This is a genomic window from Lentzea sp. NPDC058450, from assembly GCF_042721395.1.
Lineage (GTDB): Bacteria > Actinomycetota > Actinomycetes > Mycobacteriales > Pseudonocardiaceae > Lentzea.
The window spans coordinates 257,994-282,952 of sequence record NZ_JBHXLO010000004.1; the positions used below are offsets into that span (position 1 = coordinate 257,994).

Here is a 24,959-nt window from a genome sequence, read left to right on the forward strand (position 1 = left end):
GAGCGGAGGCGTTCGATGGTCGACTACCAGGGCCGGGCTCCCGGTGTGTACGTCGAGGAACGGCCCGCGGTCGGGCCGATTCCCGGGGTGGGCACCAGCACGGCGGCGTTCGTCGGGCCGGCGGTCAAGGGGCCGGTCGGCAGCCCGGAGAAGGTGACCAGCTGGACCCGCTTCACCGAGACGTTCGGGGAGTACCTCAACGCCCGGTACCTCGCCCACGCCGTGCGCGGCTTCTTCGAGAACGGCGGCACCACGGCCTACGTCGTCCGCGTCGGCACGGCGACGAGTTCGTCGCTCGACCTGCTCGACGAGACGGGCAAGGCCGTGCTGAGGGTGACGGCGAGGCAGGAGGGCCCGGGCGGCCAGCTGATCACCGTCACGACCGCCGCCGCCGAGATCGTGTCCGGCGCCAAGTTCCTGGCCGTGGCGGCGAAACCGGCGTCCGGCGCGGGCACGGTCATCACCCTGACGACACCCGACGACGCCCGCAACTTCGCCGCGGGCGACACCGTCGACTACGAGGGCAGGCGGGCGGTCGTCGCCAGGGTCAGGGACGGCAGGCTGTTCCTCGACTCGGCGTTGCCCCCGGACGCCCCCGCGACCGGATCGGTGCGCACCGCTGATCTGGTGCAGGGGCAGACGACGTTCCGGCTCACCGCCGCGACCGGCGTCGAACGCGGCACCGTCCTGCAGATCACCAAGGGCGCCACCAAGGAGAGCGTCGTCGTCGACTCCGTGGTCGCCGGCCTCGTCACGGTCACGCCCGGCCTCGCGAACGCCTACTCGCTCGCGGCAGGTCAGCCCCAGGCGACGATCGCGTCGGCCGAGTTCCTGCTCACCGTCACCCACCCGGACGGCACGCAGTCCTACGACAAGCTCGCCCTGGATCCCAGGCACAGCCGTCACTTCGCCAAGGTGGTCGACTCTCCGGCGGTGACGGTCGCGGCGGTCCCCAACACCACGCCGCCGCCGAAGAACCGCCCGGCCGCCGTGGCGACCAAACCCCTCGCGGGCGGCACCGCCGACAACCCGTCCACAGTGGACCGCGCGAGGTACGTGGCGGCACTGGACCTCCTCGCGACGGTGGACGACATCAGCCTGGTGTGCGTGCCCGACGCCGTGGGACCGGACGCGGGCGTCCAGGCCGACGTCATCGCCCACTGCGAACGGATGAAGGACCGCTTCGCGATCGTCGACCCGCCCAGAGCCGACCAGCAGGCCGCCGGAGTCCTCGCCCACCGGCTCACCGTCCGCTCGCGCTACGCCGCCCTCTACTACCCGTGGCTCACCGTGCCCGATCCGGGCGGGCCGGGCACGATCCAGGTGCCGCCGTCCGGTCACCTGGCCGGCGTCTACGCCCGCAGCGACGCCGAGCACGGCGTGCACAAGGCCCCCGCCAACGAGCCGATCAGCGGCGCGGTCGGGGTGGCGGCCGCGTTCGACGACGTCGACCAGGGCGACCTGAACGCCAACGGTGTCAACGTGTTGCGGGTCTTCGGCGGCGGACGGCCGTTGGTGTGGGGTGCGCGCACCACCTCCGACGACGTGGTCTGGCGGTACGTCAACGTGCGCAGGCTCCTCATGTTCGTCGAGGAGTCCCTGCAGGAGGGCCTGCGCTGGGCGGTGTTCCAGCCGAACGACCTGTCGCTGCGCAAGAAGCTCGAACGCACCGCCACCGAGTTCCTCACCAGGGTGTGGGCCAGTGGCGCGCTGTTCGGCGCGACGGCCGGCGAGGCGTTCTACGTGAAGATCGACGACGAGAACAACCCGCCGGGCCTGCGCGAGCTCGGGCAGGTGGTGCTGGACATCGGCACCGCCCCGGTGCGCCCGGCCGAGTTCGTGGTCGTCCGCATCGGCATGTCGGCCGGCGGCGGCCAGGTCCAGGAGGGATGAACCCATGGCGCAGACCGGCGCACGCGTCGACCCGTACGTCAGCTTCAACTTCCTCGTGGAGCTGGACGGCATCGCGCAGGCGAGCTTCCGCGAGTGCAGCGGGATGGAGGCCACCACCGAGGTGATCGAGACCAGGGAGGGCGGCGACAACGTCACCGTCCGCAAGCTGCCCGGCAGGACGAGCTACGGCAACCTGACCCTGAAGTGGGGCCTCACCGACTCCACCGAGCTGTGGAACTGGCGGCAGCAGGTGATCAACGGGACGGTCGCGCGCAAGAACGGCTCGATCGTCGTCTACGACCTCGCCAACCGCCGCGAGGTGGTGCGGTGGAACTTCGTCGCGGCCTGGCCGACCAAGTGGGAGGGCGCGTCCTTCCAGGCCACCGGCAACGAGATCGCCGTCGAGACCCTCGTGCTCGCGCACGAGGGCATCACGAGGGCATGAGCCGGTGCTGACGACCGAACACGACTTCGAGCTGCCGGTGGGCTACCTGGACGCCGAGGGCACGCTGCACCGCACCGGGGTGATGCGCCTCGCGACGGCGGCCGACGAGATCCTGCCGATGAAGGACCCCAGGGTGCGCGCCCTGCCGACCTACCTGATCGTCATCCTGCTGTCGCGGGTGGTCCTGCGGATCGGCACGGTCACCGAGGTCAACCCCGCCACGATCGAGGGCCTGTTCTCCCAGGACCTCACCTACCTGCAGGAGCTCTACAACCGCGTCAACGGCCTGTCCTCGCGCGAGTTCGGCGTCACCTGCCCGCACTGCGACCGCGAGTTCACCGCGGAGGCGCCCCCGCCGGGGGAATCGACGGCTACCCCGTGGACCGGGTCTACCACGAGGTCGCCCAGCTGGGACATCTCGTCCACTGGACCCACACCGAACTGATGGAGCTCGACCACGCCGAACGACGGCGCTGGCTCGCCGCGGCACGAGCGGTGACACCCCAGCACGACGCGTAGGAGGGACCGGCCGTGCCAGATCCACATCGGACACTCGGCGAGCAGCTGGCCGAGCAGGTGCGGGCGCTGACCCGGCGGCGCACCGCGGCACCGGCGTGGCACGAGGCCGCCCTGACCGCGACCGCCCGCGCGGCGGAGCTCGCGAGGTCCGCGCGGATCGGTCGCGAACGGGTCGAGGTGGCGGTGCCCGACGAGGTCGAGCCGCTCACCCTCACCGAGCCGGAGTGGCCGGCCCACCAGGAAGAGCCGGGCACCCGGCACGACCTCCCCGGCGACGTCACCCGGCGGCTGCGCGCGGTCGTCGGCCCGGACCTGCCTCCGGTGCGGGTGCGCACCGGCCCCGCCGCGGACGCCGTCGCCTGGGCCCACGACGCCGACGCGGTGACGACCGGCGACGAGATCCTCTTCCGCGACGGCAGGTTCGCGCCGGCGGAGCCGGAGGGGTTCGCGCTGCTGGTCCACGAGGCCTGGCACGTGCGGCAGAACTCCACGGCGGCCTCCTGGGACCGCGCCACCACGGCGGGCCGGGCGGCAGAGGAACACCAGGCGCACCGGCACGAACGAGCGGCACTGGAAGGCGCCCGGCTCCACGCCGTTCCCGCTTCTGCCGACCGCACAACGGTTCCAGGACGCGAACCGGCGAGCCTCGCCGTCTCGCCGCACACCGCCGCGACGCCGATGACGGCCGCCACCGGCCGGACGATCGAGCCCGAGACGACACCGGCGGCGGCCCCGGACGTCGCCGAGCTGTCCGAGACGATCTACCGGGACCTGGTGCGCCGCATCCGTTCCGACGTCGAGCGAGGTGGCTGAGCATGGCGGCGCAGCTGGCCAAGGCGACCATCGTCAACACCGACTCGGGCGAGCGGCTCGCGGTGATGTACAACCCGGAGGAGTACCGGGTCGAGCAGCGCAACGAGTTCGCGGAGATCCCGATCCCCGGCCTCGGCGCCTCACCCGTGCAGTACGTCCGCGGCCAGGCGCGGGTGCTCAGCATGGACCTCTTCCTCGACACCTACGAGGCGGCGACCGACGTCCGGCGGCACACCCAGCGGATCGTCGCCCTGCTCGCGCCGCTGCCGGGCACGCACGCGCCGCCGGTGCTGGTGTTCGTCATGGGCAGCTTCGGGCTCACCTGCGTGCTGTCCGAGGCCGACCAGCGGTTCGCCATGTTCCTGCCGGACGGCACCCCGGTGCGCGCCCGGATCTCCGTGCGCTTCACCGAGTTCGTGCGCGTCGACCTGAACGTCCGGCAGGGCTTCTTCGTCGGCGCCCCGACCGTGAACAACCTCCTGGACGCGCGGGTGCACGTGATCGCCGAGGGGGACACCCTCGCCAAGCTGGCCGCCCGGCACCTCGGGGACCCGCGCCGCTGGCGGGAGATCGCCGACGCCAACGACATCACCGACCCGCTCGGGCTGCGGCCGGGACAACGGCTCGTGCTGCCGGGGAGGCAGCCGTGAAGATCGACACCTACGCCCCGCGCGCCGACATCCGGATCAGCGGCGTCACCCTCGCCGCCGACGTGGCGCGGCACCTGATCAGCGTGCGCTACGACAACAACGTCGAGCTGGCCGACATGTTCACGATCGTGCTCGACAACGCCGGCAACCGGTTCACCGACTCGCCGCTGTTCGATCTCGGCAAGACCGTGGAGATCCACCTGGGCTACGGCTCCGGCACGGAACCCATGATGCTGGGCGAGATCGCGTCCATCGAACCGGACTTCCCGCAGTCCGGCCCGCCGACCATCACGATCGTCGGCTACGACCGGTCGTTGCGGCTGCGGCACGACGTGCCCGACCGGCCCGCGTTCCGGTTCGTCAACGACAGCGCGGTCGCCGCCCAGATCGCCGTCGAGGCGGGCCTCATCCCGATCGTGGACCCGTCGCCGTTCACCCACACCACGCTGCCGCAGACGGGCACCGACATGGCGTTGCTCAAGCGCAGGGCGGCCGACAACTTCTTCGACGTCTACGTGTGGTGGGACAAGCTGTTCTTCCGCTACCCGCGCCCGCAGCTGGAGGCCGTGGAACTGGAGTGGGGCCGCAACCTCAGCAGCTTCACCCCGCGCGTCGGCAACGCGAAGCTCGCCGGCGTCCAGGTGGTCCGCGGCTACAACGAGGACCTGGCGCAGAGCATCGTCGGCATCATGAGCACGGCCGCGCTGGACCTCGACGCGCTCGTGGAACGCCTGGGCAGCAACGCCTTGCAGGCCCTCACCACGCTCGGCCGCCGGGTCGTGCGCGGCCGTCCGGTCAAGTCGCCGATCGACGCGTTCGCCCTGGCGAAGTCCCTGCTGCAACAGCTGCTCGACGGCATGTACGAGGCACACGGCTCGTGCGTGGGGCTGCCTCAGTTGCGCGCCAACACCTTCGTGTCCGTGCGCGGCGTCGGCAAGCGGTTCAGCGGGCTGTACCGGCTGAGCCGGGTGACCCACACGCTCGACGGCCGCGGCTACCGCACGGAGTTCGACGTCACCCAGCGCGCCGGGGCGAGCGTGCTCCAGCTGGTGCGCAAGGCGATCGGCGGGTCGGCGCCCCCGGACGCGGAGGAACCCGTCACCGGCGTGGTGATCGCCGAGGTGCTGATGGCCGACCCCGTCACGCACAAGCTCGGCATCCGGTTCCCGTGGTTCTCCGACGCCGCCGACATCGTGATGGCGCCGTGCGTGACCCCGCTGGCGGGCAAGCTCAGCGGCACGGTGTTCCTGCCGGAGCCGGGGGACAAGGTCGTCGTCGCGTTCGAGCACGGGCAGTTCGCGAACCCGATCGTGCTGGGCAGCCTGCGCAGCGTGCAGGAACCGCCGCCACCGGGCACGACCCCGGGCGAGATCTCGATCACCCACAAGACGGGCAGCTCACTGACCTTCACGCCCACCGGGGACATCGAGATCAAGGCCGTCAACGTGCGCGTCGGCGTCATCGGCACCATGGACGTGAGCGGGAGGACGTCGTGAACCCCGTCCTCACCGCCGCGAGCACTCTCAGCTGCGGCCACCTGCTGGCACCGATTCCCGTCGTGGGCTCTCTGCGGCTCACGGTCCTGGGCGCTGGCGTGCTGATCCTGGACAGCCTGGTGGGAAAGACGATTCCGCCGACCAGCTGTCTGACGGTGGACAACCCGCCGTCCACCAAGAAGTGCACGCGGATCGTGACGGTCGCCGGTGGGCTCGCCGCGCGGCTGACCGTGGAGGGCAAGCCCGTGCTCGCCCTGCAGGGCTTCGCCGGCACGACCGACGGCGTGCCGCCCGCGCCCGGCCTGGCCGCGGTGCCGAACCAGGCGTTCCTCAGCGCGGGGGTGGTGGCATGACGCCCGTCGACCCGCACGGCCGCGGTGTCGCGTTCCCGATCTCGATCACCGACCGCGGCGGGGTGGCCGAGGTCGCGGGCGCCGACGTCCTCGACCAGTCGATCCGGATCATCCTCGGGACCACCCCTGGCGAACGCGTGATGCGGCCCGACTTCGGGTGCGACCTCGCGAGTCTCGCGTTCGCGCCCAACAACGCGGCGACGGCGAACCTCGCCCGCCTCTACGTCGAGTCGGCGCTGACCCGGTGGGAGCCGCGCATCGAGCTGGGGGCCGTGGACGTCGCGAACGACCTGGACCGCGACGCTCTCGTCGTCACTGTCCACTACCAGGCCCGGGAGAGCGCCGGGCAGCGGTCCACCGTGGTCACCGTCGGCCTCGGGGCACCGCGATGACCGCGCCCGGTTCCGACCGCGGCCGGCTCGTCCCGCCGAACCTCGACGACCGGACGTTCGACGACCTGGTCGAGGACGCCACGAAGCTGATCGAGCAGTACGCGCCGCAGCTGACGACCCGTGCGCCCAGCGATCCGGGGATGACACTGGTCGAGCTGTTCGCGTACCTGGTCGAACAGCTCATCTACCGGCTCAACCAGGTGCCGGCCAAGAGCCAGGTGGCGTTCCTGAACCTGCTCGGCGTCACCTGCGCCGCCGCCGTGCCCGCGCGCACGCTGCTGACGTTCACGCCGATCGCCGGACGGTCGGTGCTCGTGCCGAAAGCCGTGCGGGCGCAGACGAGGGGCACCGAGTCGCAGCCACCGGTGGTGTTCCAGACCGAGACCGACTGCCGGGTCGTGCCGGGCGTGGTCGAGAAGGTGTTCCTGGTCGAGAAGACGGCGGCCGGGGCGGAGGGAGTTCCGGTCGACGCGGCGCCGATGCTGCCGCCCGACCCGGCGCCGACGCGGATCGACCTGGCCCCGCCGAGGGACCGCGCGATGATCCTGCTGGGGTTCTCGAAGGACTTCGTGCTCCCGGTGGAGACGCTCGACGTGTACGTGGAGGTCGAGTACCGGGTCCAGGGCGTCGACGAACCGATCCCCGCCGACCTCGCCACCGCGAGCTGGACGTTCTCGAGCGACACCGCGCCTGCAGGTGATCCGAAGAAGGAACCGAAGGACTGGCCGAGGCTCGCGGTCGAGATCCCGCCGGTCCTGGTCGGGCCGTCGCACGCCGGCCGGGTGCGGCTGCGGCTGCCCGCGGCCCCGGTTTGGACCGCGCAGAACCCGTTCGCCTGGAACCGCAAGCCCGCCGGGGCGACCGCGAACGACCCGGCGCGCCGCTGGATCGGGCTGGTGCTGCAGCACCCCACGGCGGCACAACGCGTGACCGTCCTGCGGGTGCTGCCCAACACGGTGCCCGCCTCCACGGCGCTGACAGCCGGGCGGGACGCGCCGGAGGTGGCCGGCGTCGCCACCGGCACCGCCCAGCTGCTGCCGTTGCGCAACCGGCCGGTGTTCCTCGACCGGTCGAACCCCGATCCGCTGCACCACGTCGAGGTCGCGATCGACGGCACGCCGTGGCGGCTCGCGCAGCCGGACACGACCGCCCCGGCCACGTTCCACCTCGACCCGTCGAGCGCGGAGATCACCTTCGGCACCCCGTCCGGGCGTCCGGCACCGCCGCGCGGCTCGGCCGTCACCGCGCGGTACCGGTACGTCGCCTCCGGCGCGGCGGGCAACGTGGCGGCGGGAGCGGTGACGATGCCGGCCGAGGGCATCGCCGACATCGCGGGCGTCACGAACCCGGTGGGCGGTTCCGGTGGTGCGGACGAGGAGTCCGTCGAGAAGGCCAAGCTGCGGGCACCGCAGTTGCTGCGCACGCGGGACCGGGCGATCACCGCGGAGGACTACGAGTTCCTCGCCCGGCAGGCCCTGCCGGAGATCGCGAAGGTGCGCTGCCTGCCGCCGTACGTCGACAAGACCCGAGGCCCGTGGACGTACGCCGGGCTGGTGCGCGCGCCGGGCAACGTGCACGTGCTCGTGGTGCCCAGGGGCGACGAGGGCGTGGCACGGCCAGATCCGTCGGTCGCGCAGGTGCACCAGGTGATCTCGGCGCTCGACGCGGCCAGGGACGTCACGGCGGCGTTGCGCGTGAGCGGGCCGCGCTACCTGCCGGTCAAGGTCTCGGTGCGCGCCAAGGTGTTCCCCGGCGCGGTGTCCGGAGGGCAGACCACCGTCGCCCTCGTCGAGGAGGAGATCCGCAGGAGCATCACCGCCTTCCTCCACCCGACCCGCGGCGGCGACTCGGGAGACGGCTGGGAGATCGGCCAGAACCTGTACGCGTCGGACCTCTACCGGGCGATCAAGCCTGACGACCGGATCGGGTACATCAGCGCGCTGCTGCTGTCCGCGGAGTCCCCGCCGCCGTACCACCCGGCGGGGCTCGCCTGGGACGACGCCAAGCACCGGCCGTTCAAGCTGACCAAGGACTCGCCGAGCCTGGTCCGGGTGACGGACTACGAGCTGGTGTGCTTCGGCGGCCACGACGTGCTCGCGGAGCAGGACCTGTGACCACGCCGAGCTCGTACTTCGCCCACCTGCCCCGGATCTACCACGGGAACGCGGATCTCGACGGCCTGCTCAAGGCGTTCGAGAAGATCCTCAGCGGGCGCGCCGACGACGTCGAGCACGCCGCGCCGGGGCTGGCCGAGACCATCGACCTGCTGCCCTCCCTGTTCGACCCCTCGTCGGTCGGCGCGGACCTCCTGCCGTGGCTCGCGAGCGTGGTCGGCCTGGAGTTCCAGTCCACGTGGGACGAACGGCAGCAACGGCGCGCGATCCGCGACATCGTCTCGATCTACGGGCGACGCGGGAGCCACGAGGGCCTCGCCCGGTACCTCGACCTGCGCGGCGCGGACGTCGCGAAGCACCGGATCACCGTCGACGGCGTGACCAAGGTGCACTTCGCCCGGCTGCGCGCCGGGGAGGCCGCCGACTTCCACGCCCTGGTCACGCAGGGACCGTGCGTCCTGCCACCGCCGGAGAAGCCGTATCCGGGCCTCACCAGCGTCGCGTGCCTGGGCATCAGCCCGGACGGGCGGCTCGTCGTCGGTGACTCGGGAGCGCCCGGCGTGCAGGCCGCCGGGGTGTGGCGGATGACGCTGACCGGTGAGTTCGCCGACCTGTCCGGCGCTCCGGCACGGCCGCGGCCGCTCGGCGCGGGCAAGTGGGAGCAGCCGGTGGCGCTGGCCTTCGACACCTCCGGCGTCGGCTGGGTGCTGTACGTCGTCGACCTGCGCGCGGGCGCGTTCCGGATCGTCCGGATCACCGCCGCCGACCCGTTCGCCGAGACCGTGGTCGCCCTGCCGGCGGGGATCGAGCTGAACCTGCCCAGCGCCGTGGTGTTCGAAGCGGGCCACCTGCTGATCCTGGACGTGACCGACGTCGTCGACGTCGACCTCACCACCGGCACCGGGAGGCGCCGGCCGTTGACCGGCGCCCAGACCCCGGTGGGGATGGTCAGGACCGCGGCCGGCGACCTGATCGTCACCGACGCGCGGGAGCAGGACGGCGCCGCGACCCCGGGCGACCTGCTGAAGGTGAACCGGGCCAACCCGGCCGCGTGGACCGCGGTGAGCCTGCTGTCCGCCGTGCCGCGCAACCCCCTGGTCGCGCCGGTCGCGGTGGTCGAGGACCGCGACGGGTCGTTGCTGGTGGCCGACGCGGGCCTGCGACCGTGGCGCTCCGGCGCGGGACCGTTCCTGCGCACCGTCGTCGAACCGGCCGTCGTCCACCGGGTCCGGCCGGGACCGCAGCCGTCGGTCGAGCAGGTCGGCACCCGCGGCCGGCTCGTGTTCCCGACCGGCATGGCCCTGCGCGACCGCACCCTGTACGTCGGCGAGCGCGGCGACCCGAACGACCCGGCGATGGGCTCGGAGGTGGCGGTGAAGCGGAACTTCCGGGCCGCGAGCCACGAGTTCGCCGTCGCCGTCCACTTCGACGCGGACGACACCGACAGCGTCTACCAGCGAGCCGTGCACGCGGCCATCGCGGAGATCGTGGACCGGCAGCGACCGGCGGCGGCCTGGTACTGGCTGATGTCCGCGGTCGGAACCTGAGAGGGAGGCGGCCATGGCCGAGAAACTCACGCGCACCAGCTACGTGGACGTGTCCGGGCAGCCCCGCCAGGGCACGACCTCGTTGCGGGAGAGCAGGATCGACGTCGAACGGTACGTGCAGCCGTTGCTGCGCGCCCACGCCTCCTCGTTGCACGGGCGCGGTGTCGCCTCCGGCCTGGAGGTCACGGCCGCGGCGGGTGCGACCGAGGTGACGGTGGCACCCGGTGTCGCGGTGGACGTCGAGGGCAGGCACGTCGTGGTCGCCGAGGGCGGGTGGGTGAAGCTGGACGACCAGACGCTGGTGCCGGTGACCGCGTCCGGCTTCACCGTCCCGACCGGGGCGCGGACGGGCCTGTGGCTGCTGAACCTCAGCTGGGCCGAGACGTTCGACAAGGCCGCGTTCCAGGCCAACCAGGTCTTCCAGCTGATGGAGACGCCGCTGGTGACCTGGCACCCCACGGTCGGCTTTCCGGACAGCGGAACCGAGACCGGGCTGGCCCAGATCCGGCTGGAGGACGGGAAGGTCGCGGAGCTGAGGGTGGGTTTCCGGAGGGCGCCCGGCATCGAGGTCGGACGGCTGGTCTTCCGTCGGGGCAAGGCCGAGGCGAACTCGGTCGGCAACGCGGCGACGGATCCGTTCCACGTCGACGGCGACAACGTGTTCCAGGTGCCCACGAGCGTGGCGATCGGTGGCAAGGCCTCGATCTCGGGCACGTCACCGACCTCGGTGCCGAGCCATCTCTACGAAGGTCCCGAGGGCGACTGGTTCGTCAACTCGGGCAGTGCCCAGGGCTGGATCTCGGCGCAGAGCGGCGGCGGTGGGGTGGCCATCGGGGTCGACGGGCTCACGGCGTACCACACGAGCTTTCCGAAGCTGGTGGTGCGCGGCCACAACAGGCGCGTGGTGCCGTGGCCACCGCAACCGGGCCAGTACGGCAAGGCCGCGTTGTTCTGGGGTGACGTCGAGGTCGTCGGAACCCTGAAGAAGAGCCTCGTCCAGTTCAGGATCGACCATCCGGTCACGCCGGACTCCCGCTACCTCAACCACTCCGTCGTCGAGAGCGACGAGATGAAGAACCTCTACGACGGCCTGGTCGTGCTGGACGACTCGGGTGCCGCGGAGGTCGAGCTGCCGGAGTGGTTCGAGGCGCTCAACGACCACATCCGCTACCAGCTGACCCCGATCGGCGGTCCCGCCCCGGACCTGCACGTCGCGGCCAAGGTCGCGAGTGGACGGTTCCGGATCGCGGGCGGGCGGCCGGGCCAGGAGGTCAGCTGGACGCTCACCGGCGTGCGGCGCGACGCCTACGCCGTGGCCAACCCGCTGGTCGTAGAGGAGGAGAAGCCCGAGCACGAACAGGGCACCTACCTGCACCCCGAGGTGCACGGCGAGCCCGTGGAGCGTTCGGCTTTCCTCACCCCGTCCCAGGCCCGGGAGGTGTAGGTCATGGCGGAGAAGCTGGTCCGGACGAGCTACGTGGACGTCACCGGGCAGCTGCGGCAGGGGACCACGGCGTTGCGGGAGAGCCGGATCGACGTCGAGCGGTACGTGCGTCCGCTGGTCGGCGCGCACGCCGCGTCGTTGCACCAGTGGGGCATCTGCTCCGGGCTCGGGGTGTCGGCGATGGTGGGGCAGACGTCCGCGCGGGTGGCGACCGGGGTGGCGGTCGACGCGGAGGGGCGGCACATCTCGCTGGCCGCCGGTGGGTCGGCGAAGCTGGAGGACCAGACGCTCGTGTCCGTTGTGGACATCGGAGTCGTGTTGTCCACCAACGGGTTGAGCGGGCCTGTGGTCGTGACGGTCGGGTGGGCGGAGACGTTCGACAAGGCGGGGTTCCAGGCGAACCAGGCCTTCCTGATGATGGAGACACCGTTGCTGCGGATCCAGCGGGCCGACGCCGTCGTGGACGCCGGGGCCGAGGTGGTGCTCGCCCACCTGCAGCTCGACGGGGCCGGCAGGATCACGGCGGTGAGCGCGCAGCGGCGCCGGACGGCGGCGATCGCGGTGGAACGGGTCGAGTTCCGCGTGCCGGCCGTGACCACCACGGCGGGGGTGACGAACGTCGATCACCGGGTGACCGCGGCGATCTCGGCACGGCCGGACGGCGTGCTCACGACCGAAGGTGCGTTGGTGGTGTCGGGCCCGCTCACCGCCCCGAACGGCGTGGTGGCGCGGGACGGCGCGAACGTCGACGCGGTGCTGGGGGAGTCGGCGACGCGCCGCGGCGTCGTCGGGCGGACCCAGGCCGAGTTCCACCCCGGCGTGATCGGCGTGAACACCAACCAGGGCGGCAACGCCGGTCCGGGGGTGTGGGGCAAGAGCCGCGCCGCCGGGGTCCTCGGGGAGAGCGAGACGTGGTTCGGGGTGTTCGGCAGCGCGCCGGCCGGGACCGGGGCCGGCGCGGACGGGGCCACCGGGTTCTCCGGCATCGGGCGGTCGTGGATCGGCGTCTACGGCGAGACCCACGCACCCGCCGGTTCCGGTGCCTCGGGCGTGTGGGGTGACGGGCTCACCACAGGCGACGGCGTCAAGGGCGTGGCCAGGGGAGCGGGCAAGGCCGCGGTCGCGGCGTTCCACCTCGGCGGCGGCCCTGCGGTGTTCGCGCAGGGCAGCCCGGCCGCCGTCTTCAACGGCGACGTCGAGGTGCGTGGCAGGCTGACCAAGACGTTCCTGAGCTTCAAGATCGACCACCCGGTGGACCCGGCGAACCGGTACCTGACGCACTCCGCGGTCGAGAGCGACGAGATGAAGAACGTCTACGACGGGGTGGTCGTGCTCGACGACTCCGGTGCGGCGGTCGTGGAGCTGCCGCCGTGGTTCGAGGCGTTGAACACCGGGTTCCGCTACCAGCTCACCGCGATCGGGGCGGCGGCGCCGGACCTGCACGTGGCGGCCGAGGTGTCCGGCGGGCGGTTCGGTGTGGCGGGAGGGCCCGCCGGGGCGAAGGTGTGCTGGCAGCTGACCGGTGTGCGGCACGACGCCTACGCCCGCGCGCACCCGTTCGAGGTGGAGACCGAGAAGGAGGGGTACGAGCGCGGGAACTACCTGCACCCGGACGCGCACGGCGAACCCGGCGAGCGGGCCGTGCCGTTCGAGGTGTCGACGCGGACGCTGGCCGACCGGCCGGACGAGGGCTGAGTCCGGTGGCGGAGGAGCTGGTGCTCGACCGGCTCGACCGGCGGCTGGTCGACGTCGTGGAGGGCACCGGCTGGCAGGGCGCGGAGCTGGCCGACACGACGGTCGAGGGGTCCGGTTTCGCCTGGCTGGCCGGGGAGTTCGGCCTGTCGCCGTTCGACGTCGACGTGCTGGTGGTGGCGTTGGCCCCCGAGGTCGACGCGCGGTACGAACGGGCCTTCGCGCTGTTGCAGGAGGACCCGGCGCGCGGCAGGCCGACCGTGGACGTGGTGCTGACGTTGTTGTGCGCCAACGCCGACGACCGTCACGCCTGCTTGGCGAGGTTCGCGGCGGACGCGCCGTTGCGGAGACACGGGCTGGTGGAGCTGGTCGCCGATCCACGGGACGTCGCGCCGCCGACCCGGGCCCGCTACGTCGTCGTCGACGCCGGGATCGTGGACGCGCTGGTCGGGGACCGCGGTGGGGACGGGCAGCTGGCCGCCGCTGCACGGATGCGGGCGGCCTCCCGGCTGACGGACCTCACCGAGCAGATCACCCCGCGTGCCGGGTGGGCCGACCTGGTGCTGCCGGACGACACGACCGCCGCGTTGCGGGAGATCTGCGCCACCGTCGCCGGACGGGATCGGGTGCTCGGCACGTGGGGGTTCGCCGAGAAGCTGTCGCGGGGCACGGGGATCGCGGCGTTGTTCTCCGGACCGCCCGGCACCGGCAAGACGATGGCGGCCGAGGTGGTGGCGGGCGAGCTGGGGCTGGGCCTGTACCGGATCGACCTCGCCAGGGTGGTCGACAAGTACATCGGCGAGACGGAGAAGAACCTCAAGCGGATCTTCACCGCCGCCGAGGAGGCCGACGCCGTGCTGCTGTTTGACGAGGCGGACGTGCTCGTCGGCAAGCGCAGCGAGGTCCGCGACTCCCACGACCGGTACGCGAACCTGGAGATCGGCTACCTGCTGCAGGCGATGGAGTCCTACCGGGGGCTGGCGATCCTCGGCACGAACCTGCGGCACCACCTCGACGAGGCGTTCGTGCGGCGGCTCGCCTTCGCGGTGCACTTCCCGTTCCCCGACGAGGCGAGCAGGCGGCGGATCTGGGCGCAGATCTGGCCGGGCCGGGCGCCGCTGTCCGACGACGTCGACATCGACCTGCTGGCGGGGCGCTACCCGTTGGGCGGCGGCAACATCAAGAACTGCGCGCTGGCCGCCGCGTACCTCGCCGGCGACGGCCCGATCCGCCTGCGGCACGTGTTGCAGGCCGTGCGCAGGGAGTACCAGAAGATGGGCAAGCAGCTCTCCGAGGCGGAGTTCCAGCCGTGATCGCCCACGTCGACCGGATGCTGCGCCACCTGCTGATCTCCGGGGTGGCCGGGATCGACGCCGAGACCCAGGTGCGGTTCCAGCCGCCGGACGACACCTGGAAGCAGTACGTCGCCACGCTGGAACGCGACGCCGTCAACGTCTACCTCGTGGAGCTGCGGGAGAACCGCGGCCTGCGCAGCGTCGAGCGGACGCACCGGCTGGTCGACGGGGAGCTGCGGACCGGTGTGCCGCCCCGCCGGGCCGACCTGCACTACCTGATCACGGCGTGGAGCGCCGCCGCCGTGACCCCCGCCGTCGAACCGACGGTCGACGAGCACGACCTGCTGTACCGCGTCGCGGCCGTGCTGTGCGAAGCGGAACCCGTTGTGCCGAAACGGGTCTACGGCGCCGCCGGGTTGCCCGCGGACTTCCCGCCCGCCCTCGCCGAGGCCGAACTGCCTGCCGTCGTGATGCCGGGGGAAGGGTTCGCGAAGTACGCCGAGTTCTGGGGGACCATGGCGGGGACCCACCCGTGGCGGCCCGCGATCTACCTGCGGCTCACGATCCCGGTCGAGTTCGGGACGAGGGCCACCGCCGTGCCTGCCACCACCGTGGTCACCAGGGTCGCGGACGAGGAGCTGATCACGTTCGGCGGCACGGTCGTGGACGCGGCGGGAGAGCCGGTCCCGCACGCCAGGGTCCGGCTCGAACGACCGGACGGCACCGGGATCGGGGCCGTGGAGTCCGATGAGGACGGTCGCTATCTCTTCCAGGGCCTGGCACCCGGCGACTACCGGGTGCGAGCGAGCGCGGCGGGTCTCGCCGAACGGGTGGTCGCGACGCGGCTGCCCGACCACGGCGACGCCTACCGGCTGATCCTCACGTGAGGGGCGGGCATGACTTCCGAACGTGACCCGCAGCTCGCTGAAACCGAGGTGGCACAGGCACCTCAGGTCCTGCACGAGCGCACGCTCCGGTCACCGGGAGAGCCGCTCGACCCAGCGGTCCGTGCCCTCATGCAGGAGCGCTTCCGCCACGACTTCGCCCACGTCCGCGTCCACACCGACGCCGTGGCGGCCGAGTCGGCCACCGCCGTCGGTGCCAAGGCCTACACCGCAGGCGACCACATCGTCTTCAACACGGGCGAGTACACCCCGGGCGACGAACGCGGCAAACGCTCCCTGGCCCACGAACTCGCGCACGTCGTGCAGCAGTCCCGCGGCGGCCCGCCGTCCCCCGGCTTGGAGCAGGACGCGCACCAGGCAGCCGACCGGGCGGTGACCGGTGGCCCGGTCGAGGTCGCGGGCGCGAGCACCCCCGGCATCGCCCGTCAGGCGGGGGAGATGTCCTGGCTGGAACGCAAGGCCCGCGAGGCCTACCACCGGGCGGCCCCGGCCATCGAGAAGGCCAAGGACTTCGTGGCCAAGGTCAACGACGCCCCGTCGCTCGCCGAGGTGGCCGCTCAGAAGGTCGAGCAGTACGCGGCCAAGAAGCCTGAGGTGGCGGTGCTGCAGACCACGGCGAAGGTGATGACGGCCGCCGCCAAGGTGACCACCCAGCCGCGCCGCGCGATGCTGAAAGCCACCCTCGACGGCCACCCCGTCCAAGCCGTGCAGGACTACCAGAAGGGCATGGACGAAGGCCTGGCCGGCCTCAAGAAGGAGGTGTTCGCCGGCATCGAGGCCTACGAGGACGGCAAGTTCGGCACCCCCGCCGACCTGTTCACGAAGGCGGTCGACGCGAGAACCGGCGGCAAGGCCTCCGCCTACTCCCGCCAGATCCAGGGCGGCCTGGCGAAGTCCGTCTACACCATGGGCGAGGGCCTGGCGAACATCGTCGTCCACCCGGTCCGCACGGTCGAAGGCCTCAACAAGATCGCCGAGATGGGCACCCCCGTGCCCGGCAGGGACACGATGACCAACGTGGCCAACCTGGCCTCGGACCTGGTCGATCCGGCCGTCTCCGCCCGGCAGGCCGGCGCGAACTACCTGGCCGCGGAGGACGCCAAGGTCAAACGCCGCCAGGCGGACAGCCTGGCCCTGGTGAAGGGCCTGGGAGAGAACTACATCGCCGCCTGGGAGAAGGGCCGCTACGCCGAGATCCCGGGCCTGCTGCTGGGCGACGTGGGCAGCTTCTTCATCGGCGCGGGCGAGGCCAAGGCGGCAGGCTCCCTGGGCCGGGGCGCCGGAGCGGCGGGGAGGCTCGGCGAGGCGGCCAAAGCAGCCGACCTGGCCGGAGAGCTGGGCAGGGCAGGCGACGTGGCGAAGGCGGGCGACGTGGCCAAGACCGCGGGAACCGCCAAACGCGTCGAGGCGGTGGCCGAAGGCCTGAAGCCCGCGACACAACCGAAACCGCCGGTCCTGCCCAAGGAAGCACCCCGTCCCGTCGAGCCGGGCATCCCGGGCTGGCGCCGCCCGGCCCCGGCGCCGGAACCCTTCTTCCCGCCACCCGAGCCGCGCAAGCCGTTCGTCCCCGAGCCGAAACCCCTGCCACCCGAACCCAAGCCGGTGGAGCCGTTCCCCCTACGCCGCAAACGCAAGGATCCGCCCCCGTTCAAGTCGGAAGCCGAACTGGCCGAAGTTCTGGAGGCCGAAGAAGCCTCCGCCCGCACCGCCGCAGAGGTCGACCACGTCCCCGCCACCGCCGACCACGCGATGGCCACGGCGGGCCCGAACCGGCCGCCCCGCACTACCACCAACACCACCACCAGAACGCAGAAGACACCGGCCCAAGGCTCCGGCGGAGGCGGTTCAGGAGGTTCAGGCGGCAAACGCGGCGGTTCAGGCGGTTCCGGCGGCGGCTCGGGCGGCGTGCCGGCAGACCCGCCCCGCAGACCACTGGGCCCCCAGGAACCACCGATCCCCAGGGAAGGCATCGGCAAGACCCGAGCGGCCGAGGCCGTGAACCGCTTCCTGCCCTTCTTCGAACGCAACATCGGCCACTACCCGCCCGACATCCAGCACCTCATCCGCGAGGCCGTCCAGAAGCCGACCAAGAAGTCGGTGGCCGCGATCGACAGAGCGATCCGCGACTCCTACGCCAGCCAGATGAACGAGGCCCTCGGCTACTCCAACGCGCGCCGCCCCGGCCTGGGCGACGCGCCGTTCCACACCTCGGCGAAGGCGCATTCCCCGCGAGGCAGCGAAGGCGGCATCTTCGAAGCGGTGTCCGAAGCCGACCTCAGTCAGAAGCTGCCGTCCCTGAACCTCAAGGGCCAGACCAAGGCCGGCCCCTTCGTGGACATCGACCACTTCGACTTCGCGGCGAAGGCCGGCCAGGAGATCAAGATGCCGCTGGCGATCAAGGCCCACCGCGGCAAGCTCCCCAAGGGCGTCTTCGACCAACTCGTCCGTCAGGCCGAGTGGACCAGGGACTGGGGCATGAACGCGTTCCGCTGGGAACTGCACAGCGCCGAAGACCTCGCCGCGCTGCGGCAGGTGGTGAAGGAGCACCTCGAGCACGCCCCCACCGGGCTGGCCGACGTTCTTCACCACGACTTGTTCGTGGCGAAGAAGGGCCAAGGAATACTCCTGGACATCACCGTTCTCCCGTAGCCGCGGACGTGAGCTCAGGTGCCCTGATCGGTGGCCGGGCGGCGCGCCAGGGGTGCGACGGCGGCGAGCGCGGCGGCCGTCGCGCAGAGGACACCCGCCGCTCCCGTGGTCACGGCGAGGGCGCCGACCGCGCTGGGGAGCACCACCTGGCCGAGGCGGTTGCCGGTGAGGCGCAGGGACATGGCACGGCCGCGCAGTCCCGGTGGGGTGGAGGCGGCCAGCCAGGCCATGGTGAGCGGCTGGCCCACGCCCAGGCCGAGGCCCAGGGCGACGACCAGGCAGGCCAGGGCGGCCGGTGGGAGCGGCAGGGCCAGGGCGGCCATGGACGTCGCGGACAGGATCGTCGTGACGATCATGAGGCGTTGCCTGCCCAGCAGGGGGACCAGGCGGCCCAGGAAGAGCCGCGAGGTCATGGACGCGGCGGCGCGCAGGGTCAGCAGGAGGCCGACGAAACCCGCCGTGAGGCCGCGGTCGGTGCCCAGGGCGGGCAGGTAGACGAGGGTGATGTCGACGGCGGCGAGCACGACGCAGCTGACCAGCAACGCCTGCGGGAGTCCTGGCAGGCGGACCAGGGTGCGCATGCCGCCCGTCTCCTGCTCACGTGCGCCCGTCGGGCGCGCCGGCGTCCGGAGGAGCAGCGCGCTGACGGTGAGGGTCAGGCCGAGGGCGATCGACGCGGCGAACAGGGTCGTGGTGTCGGGGACCGCCGAGCCGCCGCCGGTCAGCGTGATCAGGACGGGGCCGAGGGCCTGGCCGAGCGACGCCGCGAAGGTGTAGTGGCCGAAGGCGGTGTCGAACTTCTCCGGTGGCGCGGCGTTGGCCACGGCAGCCTGCTGCCCGACCACGCAGAGCAGGTGTCCGGTGCCGAGGACCGCGATGCCCGCGGCGAGGCCCGCCGCGGTGGTGCCGGTGAGCAGCAGGATCGCGGCCGACGCGGTCATCAGCAGTGCTCCGGCGATCATCACGCGCCGTTCGCCGAACCGGTCGGTGGCCTGGCCCGACGGGACGGCGAGCAGCAGCGGGACGACCGCGAACGACGCCGCGAGCGCGCCCAGCCAGCCTCCGGGGACGTCGAGCTCGATCGCCCGGTAGGTGACGGCGGGGCGCAGGACGAACGTGATCACCTGGGCCAGCACGGAGTGGGCCAGGAGCAGCACGAGCAGACGCCGCGGCGTGCCGGTCAACGCAAGTCCGGTGTGGACGGTCGCCGGGTCGTCATCGGGCGACCCAGTAGGTGCGGACGGTCGTGAACTCGCGGATGCCCGCCGCGGCCAGCTCACGGCCGTGGCCGCTGCGTTTGGTGCCACCGAAAGGAAGTCGCGGGTCGGAGGCGACGACGGCGTTGACGAACACCGCCCCGGTGGTGATCTTCCGGGCGAGGGCCTGAGCGCGGTCGGGGTTCGCGGTCCAGATGCTCACCGCCAGGCCGTACTCGCTCGCGTCGGCGAGACCGGCGAGCGCGTCGTCGTCCGGCGCGGTGGCGAGGGCGGCGACGGGGCCGAAGGTCTCCTCGTCGAACGCGATGACGCCCGGACCGGTGCCGGTCAGGACGGTCGGTTCGTAGAAGTGGCCGGGGCCGTCGATCGGGTTGCCGCCGAGCACCAGCGCGGCGCCCTGGCCGACGGACTTCTCGACCTGGACGTGGAGCTGGTCGCGCAGGTCGGCGCGGGCGAGCGGGCCCATGTCGCTGTGCGCCGGGTCGCCGACGGTCAGGGCGCGCACGCCGGCGACGAACCTGGCGGTGAACTCCTCGGCGATGGCGTCGTGCAGCAGGAACCGCTTGGCGCACACGCAGCTCTGGCCCGCGTTGGTGAACCGGGCGCGGACCGCGGCGGCCGCGGCGGTGGCGACGTCCGCGTCGTCGAGCACGATGAACGGGTCGGAACCGCCGAGCTCGAGGACCGCCTTCTTGACGGCACGGCCCGCCGCCGCGCCGACCGCCGCGCCCGCCCGGTTGCTGCCGGTGAGCGTGACGGCGGCGATCCGGTCGTCCGCGATGATCCTCTCGCTCACGGCGGGCACGTCGGCCTCGGCGACGACGAGAGCGGTGAGCGCGCCGGTCGGGAAGCCCGCGCGGGCCAGGAGGTCCTGAATCGCGAGCGCGCTGCCGGTGACGTTGGGGGAGTGCTTGAGCAGGACGGTGTTCCCGGCGGCGAGGGTGGGGACGGCGAAGCGCATCACCTGCCACAGCGGGAAGTTCCAGGGCATCACGGCGAAGACGACGCCGAGCGGTTCGCAGCGGATCCAGGCCTCGGCGCCGGGGCCGACGTCGACGGGTTCGTCGGCGAGGATGCGTTCGGCGTTCGCCGCGTAGTACTCGGCGGTGAGGGCGGACTTCTCCACCTCGCCCAGGGCTTCCGCGGTCGGCTTGCCCATCTCGGCGGTGATCAGCGACGCCAGCGCGTCCCGGGACGCCCGCAGCTCGCCGGCGAGCACGCGCAGGTGCGCGAGGCGGCGTGGCAGCGGCGTGGCGGCCCAGGTGTCCGCGGCACGGCGGGTCGTGGCGATCGCGGTGTCCACTTCGGACGGTGTGAAGGCCTCGTAGCCGGCGAGCGGCTCGCCGGTGGCCGGGTTGACGGTGGTGATCGTGGGCATGGGGGCGGCTCCCGGCTCAGGCGTGCTGCGGGCGTTTCGGTCACGGTCGTGAGGTGGTCAGGCGATGCTGATGGCGCCGGTGAGCACGGCGAAGACGATCCAGGCCAGGGACGCGAGGGTGACCCAGAGCAGGCTGAACCGCTGGAAGTCGCCGAGGTCGCGCTTGACCAGGCCGAGCAGCACCCACAGCGGCGCCGAGGCCGGGCCGACCGAGTGCAGCATCTGGCCGATGACGCCGGCGCGGGCGATCTCGTCGGCGGGGATGCCGAACTGCGCGGCGGACTCGGCGAGCACCGGCAGGACGCCGAAGAAGTAAGCGTCGTTGGACATGAAGAAGCTCAGCGGCAGTCCGATGACGGCGGTGAACACCGGGATCAGGTTGCCCATCCCCTCGGGCACGATCGACAGCATCGACTTCGCCATCGCCTCGACCATGCCGGTGTCGGTGAGGATCCCGGTGAAGATGCCCGCGGCCAGCGCCAGCACCACCACGGGGACCGCGCTCGCGGCGTGCCGCTTGATCACGTCGCCCTGATCGGCGAGCTGCGGGTGGTTCACCAGCAGGGCGATGACGAACCCGGCGATGAACAACGTGACCAGCGGGGCGACGCCGAGGACCAGCAACACCAGCAGCACCGCGGTGAGGCCCGCGTTGAACCACATCCGCCAGCGCGGCGTCACGGTCCCGGGCTCGCCGTCGTCGCCCGCGCCGGCGGACCCACCGGTGATCGTCGTGGTGGTGCCGCCGCCACGGGTGCGGCCCGCGGCGAGCTCCTGGGCCACCTCGGCGATCACCAGCGGGTCGATCCGCCGGCGCTGACGCACGCCCAGGACGTACGCGAGGAGCACGATGACGCCGCCGGTCAGCGCGAGCGAGGGCAGGAACGGCACGAAGTACGCGGTGGCGTCGAGGTGCAGGACGCTGATCGCCCGCGTCGCGGCGCCACCCCACGGCGTCGACCCCGAGACCGCGCCCAGCGCCATCGTCGCGATCGTGGCGATGACCAGCGGGTTGATGCCGAGCCGGCGGTAGATCGGCAGGAACGCCGAGCAGATGATCATGTAGCTGGTGGTGCCGTCGCCGTCGAGCGCGACCAGCAGCGCCAGCACGGCGGTGCCCACGCAGATCCGGACGGGGTCCCCTTTGGACAGTCGGATGATCGCGCGGGACACGGGATCGAACAGCCTGGCGTCCATCATGACGCCGAAGTAGAGGATCGCGAACAGCAGCAGGATCGCGGTCGGCGCGACGGTCTTGATGCCGCTGACGGCCATGTCCCCGAGATCGCCCCCTCGACCGGCGAGGATCGCGAAGACGACCGGCGCCGCGATGATCGCGACGAACGCCGTGGCGTACTTGCGCAGCACGAGCACCATGAACGTGCCCAGCGTGAGAAAACCGAGAACGGCAAGCATCTTTGCTTCTCCACTCGCGCGGATTGAGTGCTTCGGCCGGGGAGGTCGCGCGGTTCGTGCCGCACCGATCGGCCGTCGGGTCCGGGAAACGGTGAAGGCGACGGTAGGGGCGCGCTCGGTATTTTACAAGTAGGAAGTACCAAGAATCTTGGTCGTGACGAACCCCGAGAGGTGGTCGTCGATCACCCCGGTGCGGTGTTCGTGCTGCTAGGAGCCTGTTTTCTCGGTGGTGACGGAGCTGAGGTGCTCACGCATGCGTTCGGCGGCCTCGGTCCGGCGACCGGCCAGCAGCAGGTCGGCGATCTCGACGTGCTCGCGGCACCGCACCACGCCGCGGTCGCGGGGGAGCGAACGGCGGTACTCGACCAGCCGGCGCAGGTTGTCGATCCGGCGCAGCGCCTCGATGAAGAACTCGTTGCGGCTGCACTCGGCGATCGTCTCGTGGAAGACGTGGTTGATGTTGAACAGCTCGATGTTGTCCAGCTCGTGGATCGCCCCGTCCGCGAGGCGCTGCTGCTGGTCGCGCACGTGCTCCAGCGCGGCCCGGTCCAGCACGAACGTCGGTTCGAGGATCGCCGCCGGTTCGATGGTGAGCCGGAAGCGGTAACTGTCCGCATAGGACTGTTCGGACGTCAGCGTCGGCCGGAACTCCCAGCCGTAGCCGGGTGTCCGCTCGATCCAGCCCTCCGAGGAGGCCCGGCGCAGGATGCGGTTGAGCTGCGCGGGGGTGAGCGCGTACTGACGGGTCAGCGCGCTCTCGGTGACGCGGTCGGGCAGGGTCCCGTCCAGCCGGTCCGAGGCGATCCTGAGGTAGACGGACTCGTCGACGCCGTCCTCCGCGTCCTCGGTGAGCTCGAGGCGGAGGTCCGCGAGGTCGAGGACGGTGTAGCCGCCCCGTTCGGCCTCGGCGACCGCGCCGGAGTCGGCGAGCAGGCGCAGCGCGTTGCGCACCGGCGACCGGGAGACCCGCAGGTGGTCGGCCAGGGTGCGTTCGACCAGGCGCGTTCCGGTGGCGACCTGCTCGGTGCGGATGTAGTCGACGATGCGCGCGGCGACCTGACGGGTGAGCTGAGTCGGCGGCATGCGTCCATCCTCGGGGTGGTGATCGTTCGCCGCAGTCTACGGCGCGGTGCGGAGACGCGGGTCACCTCGTTGGTATTACTTGTTGGCAAAATACCAAGATGGGTTTACGGTGGCGACACCATCACGAAACCCCGATCGGACGCTCCGATGACCCACTCCTTCCCCGCCTCGGTGCTGCGCCCGGCCGAGTTGACGCCGTTCTCCCGCGGCGGAGGCGCCCGCACGATCCCGCTCGTCACGAGTGCGCGCGGCGCCGAGGTGTTCCTCAACGGACAGACGTTGTTCGAGGGTGGCGCGGGAATCCCCCTGCACACCCACAACTGCCCGGAGAGCGTCGTGATCCTCGAAGGCGACGCCGTGGTCGAGATCGACGGCGTGGAGCACCACCTGACCCGGTTCGACACCACCTACGTCGACGCGGGCGTGCCCCACCGCTTCCGCAACGCCTCCGGCACCGCCCCCATGCGCATCCTGTGGACCTACGCCTCGGTCGAGGCCACCCGCACGATCGTCTCGACCGGGCTGACCACCCGCGTCGACGCCGAGCACTCCCGCTGAGCTGAAAGGCAGATCCGACATGACCAAGCCCTACCGCCTCGGCGTGCTGCACGGCGACGGCATCGGCCCGGAGATCGTGCCCGCCACCGTCGCGATCCTCGACGCGGCGGTGCGCGCCGCGGGCGTCGAGCCGATCGAGTGGACCGAGCTCCCGCTGGGCGCCACCGCGATCGAGACCCACGGCGCCCACACCCCGCAGGAGACGCTCGACGCACTGGCCACTGTGGACGGATGGCTGCTCGGCCCGCACGACAGCGCGTCCTACCCGCAGCCGCACCGCTCGCAGCTCAACCCCAGCGGCACGATCCGCAAGCACTTCGACCTCTACGCCAACATCCGCCCCGCCAAGGCGTTCCCCGGCGGCAACGCCGTCGTGCCGGACACCGACCTGGTCATCGTCCGCGAGAACACCGAAGGCTTCTACGCCGACCGCAACACCTTCGCGGGCACCGGCGAGTACATGCCCACCCCGGACGTCGCGGTCGCGATGGGCATCATCACCCGCGCCGCCACCGAACGGATCGCGCGCACGGCGTTCGAACTGGCTTTGCAGCGCGACAAGCGCGTCACGATCGTGCACAAGGCCAACGTGCTCCGCCTGACCAGCGGCCTGTTCCGCGACGTCTGCCGCGAGATCGCCGAGCAGTACCCGGACGTCACCGTGGACGACTTCCACATCGACGCCATGACCGTGCACCTCGTGCGCCGCGCCGACGCGTTCGACGTCATCGTCACCGAGAACATGTTCGGCGACATCCTGTCCGACCTCGCGGGAGAGCTCGCCGGCTCGCTCGGCATCGCGGCCTCGGTGAACTCCTCCGACACCCACGCCATGGCGCAGGCCGCGCACGGCTCCGCCCCCGACATCGCGGGACAGAACCTCGCCAACCCGATCGCCATGATCCACTCGGGCGCGATGCTGCTGGAATGGCTGGCGGGCAAGCACGACGACCCCCGGCTGCGCGACGCCGCCGCACGCGTGGAGGCAGGCGTCACCGCGACCGTGACCGGCGGCACCAGCACCCGCGACCTGGGCGGCTCCGCGTCCACCACCGGGTTCACCGAGGCCGTCGTGGCCGCGATCGAGAACGCCTGACGCC

At 72.0% G+C, this 24,959-nt stretch carries 21 protein-coding genes; 17 read left to right on the forward strand and 4 right to left on the reverse strand.

The annotated features are described in order from the left end of the window. Positions 1 to 15 precede the first annotated feature (15 nt). The 15 genes from ACFWNN_RS09290 to ACFWNN_RS09360 all read left to right on the forward strand — a co-directional run bounded on the left by ACFWNN_RS09290 (position 16) and on the right by ACFWNN_RS09360 (position 18,207). Positions 16 to 1,893, forward strand: a complete 1,878-nt coding sequence (locus ACFWNN_RS09290) for a phage tail sheath family protein (protein ID WP_382439390.1) — start codon at positions 16 to 18, stop codon at positions 1,891 to 1,893. 4 nt (positions 1,894 to 1,897) lie between these two features. Further along, positions 1,898 to 2,338 carry a phage tail protein gene (locus tag ACFWNN_RS09295; RefSeq protein ID WP_382439391.1) on the forward strand — a complete coding sequence of 147 codons (441 nt, stop codon included), beginning with the start codon at positions 1,898 to 1,900 and terminating at the stop codon, positions 2,336 to 2,338. 4 nt (positions 2,339 to 2,342) lie between these two features. Then, the gene (locus ACFWNN_RS09300) at positions 2,343 to 2,783 is read left to right on the forward strand and encodes a hypothetical protein (protein ID WP_382439392.1); all 441 of its coding nucleotides are present in this window, start codon (positions 2,343 to 2,345) and stop codon (positions 2,781 to 2,783) included. Between the two features lie 86 nt (positions 2,784 to 2,869). Next, the gene (locus ACFWNN_RS09305; RefSeq protein WP_382439393.1) at positions 2,870 to 3,670 is read left to right on the forward strand and encodes a DUF4157 domain-containing protein; all 801 of its coding nucleotides are present in this window, start codon (positions 2,870 to 2,872) and stop codon (positions 3,668 to 3,670) included. A 2-nt stretch (positions 3,671 to 3,672) separates the two neighbouring features. Further along, a complete protein-coding gene (locus ACFWNN_RS09310) occupies positions 3,673 to 4,320 on the forward strand; it encodes a LysM peptidoglycan-binding domain-containing protein (protein WP_382439394.1) in 648 nt (215 codons plus the stop codon). Further along, positions 4,317 to 5,816 carry a phage baseplate assembly protein V gene (locus ACFWNN_RS09315; RefSeq protein ID WP_382439395.1) on the forward strand — a complete coding sequence of 500 codons (1,500 nt, stop codon included), beginning with the start codon at positions 4,317 to 4,319 and terminating at the stop codon, positions 5,814 to 5,816. Before ACFWNN_RS09310 ends, ACFWNN_RS09315 begins: the two co-directional genes overlap by 4 nt. Continuing rightward, a complete protein-coding gene (locus ACFWNN_RS09320; RefSeq protein WP_382439396.1) occupies positions 5,813 to 6,169 on the forward strand; it encodes a hypothetical protein in 357 nt (118 codons plus the stop codon). The genes ACFWNN_RS09315 and ACFWNN_RS09320 overlap by 4 nt, the downstream gene beginning before the upstream one ends. After that, positions 6,166 to 6,561: a GPW/gp25 family protein gene (locus ACFWNN_RS09325; RefSeq protein ID WP_382439397.1), complete on the forward strand. Its 396-nt coding sequence runs from the start codon at positions 6,166 to 6,168 to the stop codon at positions 6,559 to 6,561. The genes ACFWNN_RS09320 and ACFWNN_RS09325 overlap by 4 nt, the downstream gene beginning before the upstream one ends. Next, the gene (locus ACFWNN_RS09330; RefSeq protein ID WP_382439398.1) at positions 6,558 to 8,675 is read left to right on the forward strand and encodes a baseplate J/gp47 family protein; all 2,118 of its coding nucleotides are present in this window, start codon (positions 6,558 to 6,560) and stop codon (positions 8,673 to 8,675) included. Before ACFWNN_RS09325 ends, ACFWNN_RS09330 begins: the two co-directional genes overlap by 4 nt. Next, positions 8,672 to 10,222, forward strand: a complete 1,551-nt coding sequence (locus ACFWNN_RS09335) for a phage tail protein (RefSeq protein WP_382439399.1) — start codon at positions 8,672 to 8,674, stop codon at positions 10,220 to 10,222. The genes ACFWNN_RS09330 and ACFWNN_RS09335 overlap by 4 nt, the downstream gene beginning before the upstream one ends. 13 nt (positions 10,223 to 10,235) lie before the next feature. After that, on the forward strand, positions 10,236 to 11,666 hold the full coding sequence (locus ACFWNN_RS09340; RefSeq protein ID WP_382439400.1) for a hypothetical protein: 1,431 nt from the start codon (positions 10,236 to 10,238) through the stop codon (positions 11,664 to 11,666). Positions 11,667 to 11,669: 3 nt separating this feature from the next. Beyond that, complete coding sequence (locus ACFWNN_RS09345; RefSeq protein WP_382439401.1) at positions 11,670 to 13,361, forward strand: hypothetical protein; 1,692 nt, start codon at positions 11,670 to 11,672, stop codon at positions 13,359 to 13,361. A gap of 5 nt (positions 13,362 to 13,366) precedes the next feature. Then, positions 13,367 to 14,671 carry an ATP-binding protein gene (locus tag ACFWNN_RS09350; RefSeq protein WP_382439402.1) on the forward strand — a complete coding sequence of 435 codons (1,305 nt, stop codon included), beginning with the start codon at positions 13,367 to 13,369 and terminating at the stop codon, positions 14,669 to 14,671. Continuing rightward, positions 14,668 to 15,540 (forward strand): Pvc16 family protein, encoded by an 873-nt coding sequence (locus ACFWNN_RS09355; protein ID WP_382439403.1) that lies wholly within the window; start codon positions 14,668 to 14,670, stop codon positions 15,538 to 15,540. The genes ACFWNN_RS09350 and ACFWNN_RS09355 overlap by 4 nt, the downstream gene beginning before the upstream one ends. A 9-nt stretch (positions 15,541 to 15,549) precedes the next feature. After that, the gene (locus ACFWNN_RS09360; RefSeq protein ID WP_382439404.1) at positions 15,550 to 18,207 is read left to right on the forward strand and encodes a DUF4157 domain-containing protein; all 2,658 of its coding nucleotides are present in this window, start codon (positions 15,550 to 15,552) and stop codon (positions 18,205 to 18,207) included. A gap of 14 nt (positions 18,208 to 18,221) precedes the next feature. On the opposite strand, the gene ACFWNN_RS09365 is transcribed toward ACFWNN_RS09360, so the two are convergent. The 4 genes from ACFWNN_RS09365 to ACFWNN_RS09380 form a co-directional block, all read right to left on the reverse strand. Then, complete coding sequence (locus ACFWNN_RS09365; RefSeq protein ID WP_382439405.1) at positions 18,222 to 19,391, reverse strand: MFS transporter; 1,170 nt, start codon at positions 19,389 to 19,391, stop codon at positions 18,222 to 18,224. A 31-nt stretch (positions 19,392 to 19,422) separates the two neighbouring features. Continuing rightward, positions 19,423 to 20,802 carry an aldehyde dehydrogenase family protein gene (locus ACFWNN_RS09370; protein WP_382439406.1) on the reverse strand — a complete coding sequence of 460 codons (1,380 nt, stop codon included), beginning with the start codon at positions 20,800 to 20,802 and terminating at the stop codon, positions 19,423 to 19,425. Positions 20,803 to 20,859: 57 nt separating this feature from the next. Further along, positions 20,860 to 22,218: a CitMHS family transporter gene (locus tag ACFWNN_RS09375; RefSeq protein WP_382439407.1), complete on the reverse strand. Its 1,359-nt coding sequence runs from the start codon at positions 22,216 to 22,218 to the stop codon at positions 20,860 to 20,862. A 207-nt stretch (positions 22,219 to 22,425) separates the two neighbouring features. Continuing rightward, positions 22,426 to 23,301, reverse strand: a complete 876-nt coding sequence (locus ACFWNN_RS09380; protein ID WP_382439408.1) for a GntR family transcriptional regulator — start codon at positions 23,299 to 23,301, stop codon at positions 22,426 to 22,428. Positions 23,302 to 23,448: 147 nt separating this feature from the next. Between ACFWNN_RS09380 and ACFWNN_RS09385 the strand changes: the two genes are divergently transcribed. After that, on the forward strand, positions 23,449 to 23,859 hold the full coding sequence (locus ACFWNN_RS09385; RefSeq protein WP_382439409.1) for a cupin domain-containing protein: 411 nt from the start codon (positions 23,449 to 23,451) through the stop codon (positions 23,857 to 23,859). A 19-nt stretch (positions 23,860 to 23,878) separates the two neighbouring features. Then, positions 23,879 to 24,955: an isocitrate/isopropylmalate dehydrogenase family protein gene (locus tag ACFWNN_RS09390; RefSeq protein ID WP_382439410.1), complete on the forward strand. Its 1,077-nt coding sequence runs from the start codon at positions 23,879 to 23,881 to the stop codon at positions 24,953 to 24,955. The last annotated feature ends 4 nt before the right edge of the window (positions 24,956 to 24,959 follow it).

Coding starts and splice junctions, on each gene's coding strand:
- ACFWNN_RS09295 (WP_382439391.1), top strand. CDS start 1,898: ATGGCGCAGACCGGCGCACGCGTCGACCCGTACGTCAGCTTCAACTTC.
- ACFWNN_RS09325 (WP_382439397.1), top strand. CDS start 6,166: ATGACGCCCGTCGACCCGCACGGCCGCGGTGTCGCGTTCCCGATCTCG.
- ACFWNN_RS09340 (WP_382439400.1), top strand. CDS start 10,236: ATGGCCGAGAAACTCACGCGCACCAGCTACGTGGACGTGTCCGGGCAG.
- ACFWNN_RS09345 (WP_382439401.1), top strand. CDS start 11,670: ATGGCGGAGAAGCTGGTCCGGACGAGCTACGTGGACGTCACCGGGCAG.
- ACFWNN_RS09370 (WP_382439406.1), bottom strand. CDS start 20,802: ATGCCCACGATCACCACCGTCAACCCGGCCACCGGCGAGCCGCTCGCC.
- ACFWNN_RS09375 (WP_382439407.1), bottom strand. CDS start 22,218: ATGCTTGCCGTTCTCGGTTTTCTCACGCTGGGCACGTTCATGGTGCTC.
- ACFWNN_RS09330 (WP_382439398.1), top strand. CDS start 6,558: ATGACCGCGCCCGGTTCCGACCGCGGCCGGCTCGTCCCGCCGAACCTC.
- ACFWNN_RS09310 (WP_382439394.1), top strand. CDS start 3,673: ATGGCGGCGCAGCTGGCCAAGGCGACCATCGTCAACACCGACTCGGGC.
- ACFWNN_RS09390 (WP_382439410.1), top strand. CDS start 23,879: ATGACCAAGCCCTACCGCCTCGGCGTGCTGCACGGCGACGGCATCGGC.
- ACFWNN_RS09380 (WP_382439408.1), bottom strand. CDS start 23,301: ATGCCGCCGACTCAGCTCACCCGTCAGGTCGCCGCGCGCATCGTCGAC.
- ACFWNN_RS09385 (WP_382439409.1), top strand. CDS start 23,449: ATGACCCACTCCTTCCCCGCCTCGGTGCTGCGCCCGGCCGAGTTGACG.
- ACFWNN_RS09290 (WP_382439390.1), top strand. CDS start 16: ATGGTCGACTACCAGGGCCGGGCTCCCGGTGTGTACGTCGAGGAACGG.
- ACFWNN_RS09360 (WP_382439404.1), top strand. CDS start 15,550: ATGACTTCCGAACGTGACCCGCAGCTCGCTGAAACCGAGGTGGCACAG.